We start from the raw sequence: 12,417 nt of genomic DNA, 5'->3' as shown, positions 1-12,417 counted from the left end.
ATGGTCTTTGGAATCAAAAAACCTTTTTTCAACATGATTGAGAAGTTTGTGCTAGATGGGAGGCTATTCTAACAAAATATGAGTTACTACTCCAAAGATATTAGTCAAAATTTTGCCTAAGAACGCTCGGCAGTATCAGAAAGTGTCGCTTTCGAGTCTATTCATGACTAAAGTTGAGTAACTCATAAGACAATGCAAAATTGTTACTTAAATTACTTGTTTGTGAGCAACAAGCCAGCCTCATCCTCCGCTGTCACTCGATACTTATTGGAAACACAATAATCCCCCACTGAAATCAATTGTCCATCATGATAAAAAAGGGGAACGCTATCACGCTCCCACGGTGGGATTTTCAAGGTTTGGAACAATTGTTTTAGACTCTGTGTATGATTTTTCCCTGCTAATTGACAGCGTTCTCCCTCTTGGCGAAAGGCAACAGTCAATGAGGGATTCAAGGAGAAATGTTTCAAAGCCAAGCCCTTACCCCGTGTTGGTATGCTACGCCATACTTGCCCCTGCGCTAATGCCAAAGGCCTACCCAAATACCAAGTTAAGGGCTGCTGCGTAGCAGGGACAGAAGATACAAGCTGTTTATCTGATATGGATTTTAAAAATAATTTATTTTGATAGCGTCTGATCTCTCCGCCTTTCCATTGTATCGTTGGATTTTTATCCTGTGCAGCGGTGAAAACCTGCACCAGAATATCCATCAATTTTTTCTCAGTCGGTAAAGGAATGTCTGCATTTTTAATCCATAAACGCAACAATGCTTTTCTTTTAGGGATTGCATGCTTAACCAAGCCATTCAACTCAAGTCGTAATTGCCCATCTAATATTTCCTGAAGATCATGATGCAGATATTCTTCTAAAAGCATTTGAGATTCAAAAGCTAAACGTGCACACTTAGCAAGCTGATGTGCTGCCGTTGGATTAACCGAGTCAAGCACTGGTAAAAGGTTCTTTCGAATTAAATTTCGCTTAAATTGTAGATTAAGATTACTCTCATCCTCAATCCATCTTAAATTAAAATGCGCGGCATATCTCATAATGCTTTTACGGGATACAGTCAGCATAGGACGCAATAAGCTTCCTTTACCTAAATCGGAATGCAAATGTATACCCGATAAGCCTCTTAAACCCGTGCCACGCAAAAGGTTCAATAAAACAGTTTCTGCTTGGTCTTCCTCACTGTGCGCTGTCAATACAAGGTCACCTACTTCTAATTTCGCAGCAAATGCTTGATAGCGCGCGTTTCTTGCTAAGGCTTCGAGCGAATCGCCCGCTTGTTTATGAAGTGCTAATTTAAATATTTCTAAAGGGATCTGCAGATCATTACAAATAGTCTGACAATGCCGTGCCCAATCATCTGCAAATAAACTAAGCCCATGATGTGCATGATAGGCTTTTATCGAAAATGAATGTTGAGAAGAGAGCGCATGAAGTGCATGCAATAAAACATGAGAATCCTTGCCCCCGCTATAGGCAACAATCAAGGTGCGTTTATGCGGAAATTCGAGGTAAGGTAATGCAGAAATAGCCTGAAAAAGAGCGCTGTAAATTTCATTTACGCAATCATTCATCGTTACAGATCTCATATTTTTAAAGCTGTTTCTTAGTCACATTTTTGATTACGCCACAGAGTTATATTTTTAACAGAACTCTCGATGAGCGTAGCGAATAAAAAATCCCACTTTTTGAAGGGGGACGCGCACTGATAAGTGCGCAAGGGGGATTTATGCTGTGGATTTAAGGTCAAACAGCTAAATCCCTCTGCTCGGCGCAGCTACGCTGCACGAGCGTCTCCCTTTACAAAGTGAGAAAATGTTCGCTTTGCGAACGAAGAATATGTGCCTTCGCTGGCATGACACAATATTAGAGTCAACACTTTTAAAGACTTTTAAACATCCGTACCAAGCACCATAATTTTCTTATAGCGCTCTTCCATCAACTGCTCTAGAGATAGGCGTTTTAATTGCTTAAGATTTTCTTGTAAATATTTTTTTACAGAAGCAGCCGTTTTAACAATGTCACGATGTGCTCCCCCTAAAGGTTCAGGGATAATGCCATCGATCAAACCAAGTTCAAGCAACTTATCTGCGGTAATGCCCATCATTTCAGCGGCTTCACTTTTCTTCTCGGCATTTCTGAAGAGAATAGAAGCACATCCCTCAGGCGAAATAGTTGCATAATAGCTGTACTGCAACATTAATACGCGATCGGCAACGCCAATACCTAAAGCTCCTCCGGAACATCCTTCTCCAATGACAATGGCAATGATGGGGGTCTTTAACTGCGACATGACGTAAAGATTGCGTGCTATCGCTTCACTTTGGTTTCGAGCTTCAGCTCCAATGCCTGGATAGGCGCCTGGTGTATCAATCAATGTGATAACGGGCAGCTCAAATTTTTCAGCTAATTCCATGAGTCGTTTTGCACGACGATAGCCTTCTGGATGCATCATGCCAAAATTACGTTCAATTTTCTCTTTGGTGTCTCTGCCCTTTTGTTGGCCAATGACCATAACAGGTTCACCCTCAAAACGAGCTATGCCTCCCACAATCGCTTTATCATCAGAAAAAGCGCGATCACCATGCAATTCATCAAAATCACTAAAGAGGTGTTCAATGTAGTCTAGCGTATAAGGTCTTTTAGGATGACGTGCTAGTTGAGCAACTTGCCATGCTGAGAGATTCTTAAATATTGATTTAGTTAAATCTCTGCTTTTCGCCTCAAGACGAAGAATTTCTTCACTGATATTAATTTCAGAATCTGAACCGACATGTCTTAATTCTTCGATCTTCTCTACTAATTCAGCAATTGGCTGTTCAAAATCCAGGTAGTTTTGATTCATTAAAGACCTCTTAAAAACGTGCAAATGACCACCTAATGCCCGGCAATCATACCATTCTGCAAGCAGTCCAACAAATTTTATAAAAAAAATAAAACAAACGCTTGTAATTACTCTATAAATCTTGTGATACTGCTTCTTGGAACATGGTTTAGTTTTTTAGTTTTCGAGCTTAGAACCTAGGAAACTCAACTTGTTCAATTCACGTACTAGTTATTAACTAACAAACAAATACTTGTTAGGAGTTATGTTTCATGAAACGGACGTCTATCAAAATTGGTCTTACATTAGCTGCTACAGCAGCAGCTTTATTCGCAACTGGTTGTACAACACTTTGCGGTGAATCTCAAGAAGCGTTAGTAAAATGTTCTAACGTTAACGCTTGTAAAGGTTCTAGTGAATGTGCAACACCTAGCAATTCTTGCAAAGGTCGTAATAGCTGCAAGAGCTCTGGCTGGGTTTATATGACTAAGAGTGAATGCTTAGCCAACGGTGGCTCAGTAAGAGACTAATGCTTAGGCATTATTTTTTGCTCTGTTAGTTAATAAGGCAGCTTCGGCTGCCTTATTAATTTTTATAATTAATATAAACATATTCTGTAGTACGGAAAGCGCATTGTGGAATCAAATACCGACACTTCCCGCCCAAGCAGTCCACTTGGTTATTTAGGTTTTGGTTTAGGATTAAGAACAGATCATTACCATACAATTTTAGAAAGCAACCCACCTATTGATTGGTTTGAAGCCCTCACTGAAAACTACCTTGTCCCTGGTGGCAAACCTTTATATTACCTTGATCAAGTAAGCGAACGTTATCCCATGGTTATGCATGGTGTTTCAATGTCTATCGGAAGTAGTGATCCACTCAACTGGGATTATCTCAAACAAGTAAAGAATTTGGCAGCTCGTATTGATGCAAAATGGATTTCTGATCACTTGTGCTGGACAGGCATCCACCATAAAAATATGCACGATTTATTACCTTTGCCTTATACCCAAGAAGCACTCAACTACTTGAGTGAAAGAATCCGCACGGTACAAGATTTTTTGGGTAGACAGCTACTCATCGAGAATGTTTCTAGCTATTTAGCTTATGCTAACTCAGAAATGACGGAATGGGAATTTATTGCCCAACTTTGCACTCAAGCAGATTGCCTACTCCTGCTGGATATCAATAATATTTATGTAAGCTCTTTTAATCATAAGTTTGATCCTCTTACTTTTTTAGAGGCTATTCCTAAAGAACGCGTCCAACAATTTCATCTTGCGGGACACACAAATAATGGCGATCACATTATTGATACGCATGACCACCCCATTATTGATTCCGTGTGGGAATTATACGCAAAGGCGGTTGAACGATTTGGAAAAGTATCTACCATGATCGAACGAGATGATCATATTCCGCCACTTGCAGAATTGCTGTTAGAACTTGAACAAGCAAAAGACATTGCTAGAAACTGTCCCAGAAATAATAATTTTTCGTTCAGCCAAGGTACAGATTCTTTGAGTAGTGCTGTTTACATAGAGGTAAATGAGCAGCGCAAAAGGAGCGGCAACGAAGGATCAATAAAAAATAGCACTTTTGAGACAGCTTCTAATGATATTTTTAAAGTTGTGTAAAATATGTCAAAGTTAATAGATATACAAAATGGCTTCCAAGGTTATCTTCTCACAGGCGAGATTGCAGATATACTCCCTGCTATTGTTGAAGATGATTTACCCAAAGAAAAAAGATTAAACATCTATTTTGATGCTTATCGACTTCGATTGCTCGATATCACCCAACAAGATTATTCAAAAACGCTTATTTTGCTTGGAGAGGAACAATTTGAGCATGCTTTTTTATCCTATTTAAAAGCATATCCCTCAACACATTTTTCTGCTCGATATTTTGGTCAATATTTTAGTCAGTTTTTAAAAGATTGCGCACCCTATTCAGAATATCCCATATTCTCTGAAATGGCCGATTTTGAATGGGCACTCATGAGCACCTTGGATGCAGCAGATGCGCCACTTATTACACAGGCAGAATTAAATAACTTGCCTGAAGAAGCATGGTCAACACTGAAGCTCAGCTTTCATCCCAGTGTGATATTGAAACACTATCAATGGGATACCCCTTTTCTTTGGAAATCTATTGAAAACAATGAAGCGCAAAGAAATCCAAATTTATTAGAAGAAGCTCAACATTGGTTTATTTGGAGAAAAGGACTGAGAAGTCTCTATCATTCAATTACACCGGCACAAGCGCTACTCTTTAATAGCATGCACCAAGGATTATGCTTTCATGAATGCTTAGAAAAATTAAATGACATAATGGAAGAGACAGAAATACCTGCCTTTGCTATTTCAAATTTACAATTTTGGATACATTCAGAAATGGTGTCAGAGGTTATTGTTCAGTAAATAATATGTTTACTTATCTCATATTTAACCCTCACCCGCCCTTTCAGGTCACCCTCTCCCAAATTGGTAGAGGGGAAAATGTTCGCTTTGCGAACGAAGAATAGGCAGCAATATTTTATAATCAAATCTCTGAAATGGCTTAATAGGAAAGAGACGAGCAACCACATAGTTTGTCGTTGTTCAATAGATTTTTTCTAAACAAAATAACAATATGGCACTTTCCCTCTCCTGTTGTCAGGAGAGGGTGCCCAAAGGGCGGGGGAGGTTAGATAAATACAGAGTAGAATCAGCCGATATTTTTACAAAATCTATTCCATATCAAAATCATCTTGCGGATGAGAAGCATCTTCAGATTCTGGCGCATCTTCATAAATATATTTTATTTCAGCAGGAATACATTCTATGTGCTGAACTTCATTGTCTTTAATTTCTAAATATACTTTCTCACTTTTATTGCGCCATACCCATTCATCGCGTTGTATTTTTTCAGAATCAACAGGCTTGCCAAGCTGCTGTTCAACGGCAGCATATTCAGGCCAGTTTGCTTTGAACTTAAAAAAATAATCACAAGCTTTCTTATTTTTATTTTTTTGATCTTGGCATTGTTGATCAATTTCAACAGTTGTCAGCTGCCCTCTGTCATATTGTAAAGATAAAAAATTATCATCAATGCGCCAAGTGTATATGACTAAACTAATATCATTTTGTTCCAATGGTTGCCCTAATAACTTTACGGCTTCTTCAATAGGAGCACCAATTGGGATCTGTGTAAATAAATCACATTGATTGGGCAGTGTCTCAACCCTGTCTACAGGTTTTTCATTATCATTCTTTTGCACATCGGAAGCGCCTGCATAGCAGGATTGCATAGAAAACTGCATTATAAAAAACGAGAATACTGCAAGTTTTATCGCTGGAATTTTACCCATGCGCATAAGTCCTTTATCATTAAATAGGTTATTCTGTCTAAACTGTATATCGGCAATACACCCTAAAAACTTGAAGTACAACCGCAATAAACTTTAGAGCATAGCTTCTAATCATTTAATAATACGGAAAAATTAATCACTTGTACCACCCCAGAATTTTAATTTACGCTCTTTGCGTTGCTTCGCCGCATTTTCTTCCTGGGCTTCTTTTGCTTTTTGAGCTGATTCGTCCTGCTCTCTATCAGGTATATCACGCTGTAATGCTTTTAAGGATTCGCTTAGACTGCTTCCGTTGCTTTCGAAGGCTAAATCCGAGGGCAAAGGTTTGGCAGATTCTCGAAGCGATTTAACGATTAATTTGCTCGGCTCACCCTTTTGACCTACTCCCATATTCATAGCATAAACCAAAAACTCACCCGGTTGATTTGCTTCAAACATCCAGGTCACTTTTGTATGCGGTGGAATGGTCATGTTTTGTTGGCTCATGCCAGAGACACCTTGAAGATAATGGGTGTAGACCGTCGAACCAAATTTCTCAAAAACAAAATTAATCGCATTATCAAAATCATTTTCAATGATTAACACATAAGGACGCCCCAAAATCAGCACAACATTTTCAGGCGAAAAATAAGGAGAGTGACCGCTACCAGACACTTTATAATCAATCAAAGTGGGATCGCTTGGCATTGCATGTGCCGTCAACAAGTGGGTGATAAATAACGTCAATACAGAAAGCTTTTTTATTATTTTTTTTATGCTGTACATGTCAATATTCCTTTACAACATTTTAGAGACTTAAGAGCGAGGCTTTTAATAAGGAATTTTTAAAACATAAATTTAAAAATCCATCTGCTCACTAACGCGAGCCTCTTCCCTTGATACCAAGGGAAGAACATCATTCACTTTGTTCATTTCTTAACTAGATGAGTAGAAAATTAGCTTGGCTTCTTTTTCTGCTTATCTGCTGGCTGTTTTAATGCGCTATAATATTCTTTAATTTGTTCAGGCGTTTCAATAATCTGTTCTTTACCTGTCTCGTCCACGAGTATAAGTTTATTCACTTTTACACCTGTGGCTTGTAAGGCCAATAAAGTTCTATCCAGTGATTCTTTACTATAAGCTTTTAATTCAAAGAAAGGTGTTTCGCCAGGATGTTTTTCTTTGAAAGTCTTCACAAAATCATTTATAAAAGTTTTAACAGGCTCAAGCCCTACCATTGTATTTGCAGCAAATCGAAAATGTGTAACACCACCTGCAAATTTAAAGTCAATGGATTGATCTTCATCAATTGTTAAACTAATCGCATTATTTGCTTTGAATCTTTTTTTGGGGATTGTTTTTAATGCTTTAAACGGCTTTTGCCTTTCACGTTTTTTGATTGTGTCAAAAAAGGCAAGTGCTAACTCATTTGCTTCATCTGTTTGCTTTTGTTCTTCTTCACTCATCACAGGACTGTTTTTCATCATCAGCACCTTAAAAACATAACGTTGATTGAATTCTATACCAAGACCCAACAAGAGGACTACTATTGCACGCACTCAAGGGTATTTTTAGCTGACGTCATGTTATATAGCAAACTTAAAAATGTCAAGCCTTCACGCCAAACGGCACAAAAATTATGGATCTAAGGTATGTGCTAAGAAAAATGAGCAATTACACCAATAACTTGTTATAGACGGGACGAGCATTGTTGCCACTCCGCAAAAATCATGTGAAAAGACTATATAGCCATTCTTAAGCTGTTGCTCTTTGTTACTTACGGCACCATGCTTGGCTGATTATCTACTGACATCCTATCGAGCGCTTTATGATTAAATTGATTCAAATATATTTGAATCGCATCTAATACAGGCGATTGCTCAACGCTTTGAATGTGGCATTAATGATAAATTTTCAGTTTTTTGCAGAAAAAGTAATAATTTTTATACAATTATCTCTAATAAACAACCTCAACAGCATCAATCTCCTTCACCTTGGTTTTTAACTCAGAAACAATCTCTGTTGAATAAGCGATATTCCAACGCTCATTAAACTTCAAAGATCCATTTGCGGTTAGTTTTTGAAATTCCAAGACAATAGAACAAGTACCTCTTTCTTTTTGTTCTAAGAGATTTTTTAACAGTGCAATGCTATTTAAATTAAATTTATTCTCATGCACAGTAATTTTTAAATATTTGGCTTTTCTGGCTCTTAACTCATCCATTGTAAAAATAGATTGTGCTCTAATTTTCTGAGCTTGACGAAATCTATCAAAGCCGATCTCTGCTTCAATGATAATAAGATTGTCTTTAACAACCACATCTCTTTTAGATTGATAAAGATCTGAAAACAAAGCAATCTCAGTCCGTGCGCTTTGATCATCCAAAGTAACAAAAGCCATACGATCGCCTTTTTTGGTTTGCAAGGTGCGCACTTGCATAACCAACCCAGCAATATATTTTTTCTGATCTTTTTGTGATGTCATCACCGATCTCAAGGTGACTACACCAAACTGTGAGAGTTCATGCGCAACTACTTCAATGGGATGCCCCGAGAAGTATAAGCCCAAAGCATCTTTTTCAAATTGCAATCGTTTAGCAACAGACCAAAGATAATCTGGATTTTTTGTATAATGTGCTTTTATTGATACTTCATTAGAAAACAGCTGATCAGAAAATAAATCTATCTGCCCTGTCATTGTGTCTTTTTTCGTATTTTCTGCTTCTTTAATGGCATCATTTAAATTGCCCAATAAAGTGCCTCTGTCTTCTCCTAAGCAATCAAAAGCACCTGCTTTAATCAAAGGCTCCAGCACTCTTCGAGTTACTTTCTTAAGATCAACACGCTGACAAAACTCAAATAAGTCTTTAAATGGCCCGTTATTTCTAACATCAATAATATTTCGTATCGCGCTCTCACCCGCGCCCTTGATTGCACCTAAACCATATAATATTTCTTGATTGTCACCCACGGTAAAAAAATAATTACAAATATTAATATTAGGCGGAATAACTTTTAATTTAGCATCTCTGCATTCATCAATAAATTTTACAATTTTATCTGTGTGGTTCAAATCTGCAGAAAGTACAGCTGCCATATAGCAAGCTGGAAAATGCGCTTTCAACCAGGCTGTCTGATAGGCAACAAGCGCATAGGCGGCTGAGTGAGACTTATTAAAACCATAGCCTGCGAATTTTTCCATTAAGTCAAAGATTGACTCTGCCAGTGCTTTATCAACCTCACGTTCGACCGAGCCTGTCACAAAGTCCGCACGCTGCTTTGCCATCTCTTCAGGCTTTTTCTTACCCATAGCGCGTCTTAGCAAATCTGCTTGCCCTAAGCTATAGCCGGCAAGTACCTGAGCAATCTGCATTACCTGCTCTTGATACAAAATTACGCCATAAGTAGGCTTCAAAATAGGTGCAATTTTCTCATGCGGATAGACAACCTCAGCCCTACCATGTTTTCGATTGATAAAATCATCCACCATCCCAGATTGCAATGGGCCAGGTCGAAACAGCGCGACTAATGCAATAATTTCTTCAAACTGATCGGGACTCAAACGCTTAATCAGCTCTTTCATACCATGTGACTCTAACTGAAAGACAGCGGTCGTTTGGCATTTTTTCAGTAATTTGAAAGTAGTAGGATCATCTATCTTAATATGATTAATATCGATAGGCGTCTTATTACTTTTCTCAAGTATTTTATTTACGTTTTTAACAGCCCAATGAATAATAGTAAGTGTGCGCAAGCCCAAAAAGTCAAATTTTACCAAACCAACGGTTTCAGCATCATCTTTATCAAACTGCGTTACCGTTTGTTCACTGCCTTCTTCACAATAAAGTGGCGCAAAATCAGATAAGGCAGAAGGTGCAATCACAACTCCCCCTGCATGCTTACCCACATTTCGGATAATACCTTCTAATTTTTTTGCTAAGTCGATTAAAATTTTGACTTCTTCATCGGTATCATATTTAGCTTGCAAAGCTTCTTCTTGCGCTAAGGCTTTATCGAGAGTTATCCCAAGCTCAAAAGGTATCAACTTGGCAATTTGGTCAACAAAGCCATAAGGATGCCCGAGTACTCTTCCAACGTCTCTGACAACGGCTTTTGCAGCCATTGTACCAAAAGTGGAAATCTGAGAAACGCTGTCTCTTCCATAACGTTCTGCAACATACTCAATGACATTGTCACGCTTATCCATGCAAAAATCGACGTCAAAGTCAGGCATGGATACCCGCTCAGGATTTAAGAATCGCTCAAAAAGCAATTCATAATCAATCGGATCAATATCTGTAATTAAAAGCGCATAAGCGACAAGCGATCCTGCACCACTACCACGGCCTGGCCCAACGGGTATATCATGTGCTTTTGCCCATTGAATGAAGTCAGCAACGATCAAGAAGTATCCAGGAAAGCCCATTTTATTAATAACAGCCAGCTCAACTTTTAAACGATCTTCATAATCTTGCTTGATTTTTATTTGCGCTTCTTCTGAATATTTTTGCAAGAGAAATTTATGCTTAAGCCGCTGTTCTAAGCCTTTAAAAGATTCTTTTTCAATGAAACTTTCTTCTGTTTCACCTTCTGGCACAGGGAAATTAGGTAAAGCCGGCGCCCCTAGCTCTAAGAAAAATGCGCAACGTTTTGCTATTTGAACAGTATTTTCAATACTAGAGGGTAAATCATGAAATAAATCAGCCATTTCTTTAGGCGATTTAAAATATTGTTCCTTGCTGAAGCTTAGCCTATTTTGCTGCTCCAGCGTTGCCCCTTCTTGAATACAAACCCGTGCTTCATGGGCTTCATGTTCTGTAGGTGCAATAAACACAACATCATTTAAGGCCACAATGGCTAAAGTGTATTTTTGCAAAACTGAAATAATTTTTTTTTCAAGGGCAGGATTATGATTATAGCGTGTTAATCCGCAATAGAATCTATCTCCAAACCATTCTTGCCATGTCTGGATACATTTCTCAGCAGTTTCTATTTTATCTAGCGCAACCAATTGCGCGATATCGCTCTCATATCCTTTGGCAATCGCAATCAAGCCTTCATTAAAATTCTTTATCCATTTATATTTAGCCAGCGGGAGCTTGAGACGCTTACCTTCTTTATAACAAGCCGTAATCAGCTTTGTTAAATTCAGATAGCCTATTTTATTTTGACACAGTAAAATAATTTTACTGCTTGCAATATGTTCTAAATGAGACTCCAACCAAATTTCTGCTCCAATAATGGGCTGAATACCTTTTGAAATCGCCTTTTTAAAAAATTTAACGGTTGCAAACAAATTACAAAGATCGGTAACACATAAAGCAGGGATCTCTTGATCAACCGCTGTTTCGCATAAATCATCAAGGCGCACAATACTATCGAATATAGAATATTCCGAATGAACGCTTAAATGGATGAATTTATGATTGCTCATATTGTTTAATCATATCTCGAATCGGTGCAAATGACTTTCTATGAATAATGCAGGGACCATGTTCTTGGATCGCCACACAGTGTATTTTAGTTGGATAGCCTTTATTAGCTTTTAATCCATACTTCGGATACTTTTGATCTAATTCTAACATGAGGCGATCTCTTGTTACCTTCGCAATAATCGATGCCGCGCTAATAGAGGGTATTGTGAGATCACCACCAACAATGGCTTCACAATCTAATTGTATTTTCGGGCACATATTACCATCGACTAATACTTTATTAGGCGTGATACTTAAAGTTTCAATGGCACGCTTCATTGCCAACAAGCTTGCTTGAAGAATATTAATTTCATCAATCTCTTCTACAGAAGCTTCTGCCACTGTCCACGCAACAGCCTGTTCTTTAATGGCATCAAAAAGCCGCTCTCTTTTCTTTTCGCTGAGCTTTTTAGAATCAGTTAAACCTGGTAAATCATAACTTGCTGGCAATATAACGGCTGCCGCCATCACAGGCCCTGCTAATGGCCCTCTGCCCACTTCATCGCAACCTGCTATTATCATTGTTATTTCCTGTTATTTTGCTTTTTATGCTCGTTCGCAAGGCGAACATTTTCTCACTTTGTAAAGGGAGACGCTCGTTCAGCATAGCTGTACGAGCAGAGGGATTTAGCTTTTTGAACTTTGCCCTCAGCATAAATCCCCCTTGCGCACTTGTCAGTGCGCCTCCCCCTTCAAAAAGTGGGATCCTGATTCGCAATGCTCATCGATAAGTATGCCCACCCCTACAACACAAGATGTGTGCGTCTCGTCGTGTAAAT

The 12,417-nt window shown here is 38.4% G+C and carries 10 protein-coding genes; 3 read left to right on the top strand and 7 right to left on the bottom strand.

The genetic code is table 11. The features are described from left to right. Positions 1-212: 212 nt before the first annotated feature. Complete coding sequence (gene tilS, locus CC99x_RS05585) at positions 213-1,595, bottom strand: tRNA lysidine(34) synthetase TilS (RefSeq protein WP_057622844.1); 1,383 nt, start codon at positions 1,593-1,595, stop codon at positions 213-215. A 302-nt stretch (positions 1,596-1,897) separates the two neighbouring features. Continuing rightward, complete coding sequence (locus CC99x_RS05580; protein WP_057622847.1) at positions 1,898-2,851, bottom strand: acetyl-CoA carboxylase carboxyltransferase subunit alpha; 954 nt, start codon at positions 2,849-2,851, stop codon at positions 1,898-1,900. A gap of 251 nt (positions 2,852-3,102) precedes the next feature. Here CC99x_RS05580 and bufA2 point away from each other — a divergent pair, with 251 nt between their 5' ends. From bufA2 to CC99x_RS05565, 3 genes are all read left to right on the top strand, one after another. Further along, positions 3,103-3,360: a BufA2 family periplasmic bufferin-type metallophore gene (gene bufA2 / locus CC99x_RS05575; protein ID WP_057622849.1), complete on the top strand. Its 258-nt coding sequence runs from the start codon at positions 3,103-3,105 to the stop codon at positions 3,358-3,360. Positions 3,361-3,465: 105 nt separating this feature from the next. Beyond that, on the top strand, positions 3,466-4,470 hold the full coding sequence (gene bufB, locus CC99x_RS05570; RefSeq protein ID WP_077065313.1) for an MNIO family bufferin maturase: 1,005 nt from the start codon (positions 3,466-3,468) through the stop codon (positions 4,468-4,470). A gap of 3 nt (positions 4,471-4,473) precedes the next feature. Continuing rightward, positions 4,474-5,256, top strand: coding sequence for an HvfC/BufC N-terminal domain-containing protein (locus CC99x_RS05565; protein WP_057622851.1), 783 nt, complete (start codon positions 4,474-4,476; stop codon positions 5,254-5,256). Between the two features lie 308 nt (positions 5,257-5,564). Here the strand turns inward: CC99x_RS05565 and CC99x_RS05560 are convergent, their stop codons facing one another. From CC99x_RS05560 to rnhB, 5 genes are all read right to left on the bottom strand, one after another. Next, on the bottom strand, positions 5,565-6,185 hold the full coding sequence (locus tag CC99x_RS05560) for a hypothetical protein (RefSeq protein ID WP_057622853.1): 621 nt from the start codon (positions 6,183-6,185) through the stop codon (positions 5,565-5,567). 132 nt (positions 6,186-6,317) lie between these two features. Next, entirely contained in the window at positions 6,318-6,950 is a 633-nt protein-coding gene (locus CC99x_RS05555; protein WP_057622855.1) for a hypothetical protein, read from the bottom strand. A gap of 170 nt (positions 6,951-7,120) precedes the next feature. Continuing rightward, on the bottom strand, positions 7,121-7,651 hold the full coding sequence (locus CC99x_RS05550) for a hypothetical protein (RefSeq protein WP_141651862.1): 531 nt from the start codon (positions 7,649-7,651) through the stop codon (positions 7,121-7,123). A 470-nt stretch (positions 7,652-8,121) separates the two neighbouring features. Then, positions 8,122-11,598: a DNA polymerase III subunit alpha gene (gene dnaE / locus CC99x_RS05545; protein WP_057622860.1), complete on the bottom strand. Its 3,477-nt coding sequence runs from the start codon at positions 11,596-11,598 to the stop codon at positions 8,122-8,124. Further along, positions 11,585-12,160 carry a ribonuclease HII gene (gene rnhB, locus CC99x_RS05540; protein ID WP_057622862.1) on the bottom strand — a complete coding sequence of 192 codons (576 nt, stop codon included), beginning with the start codon at positions 12,158-12,160 and terminating at the stop codon, positions 11,585-11,587. Before rnhB ends, dnaE begins: the two co-directional genes overlap by 14 nt. Positions 12,161-12,417 lie beyond the last annotated feature (257 nt).

Source organism: Candidatus Berkiella cookevillensis, from assembly GCF_001431315.2.
GTDB classification, from domain to species: Bacteria; Pseudomonadota; Gammaproteobacteria; order Berkiellales; family Berkiellaceae; genus Berkiella_A; species Berkiella_A cookevillensis.
Note: the sequence above shows the minus strand (reverse complement) of the source record. Positions and strands in the feature narration are given on the sequence as shown.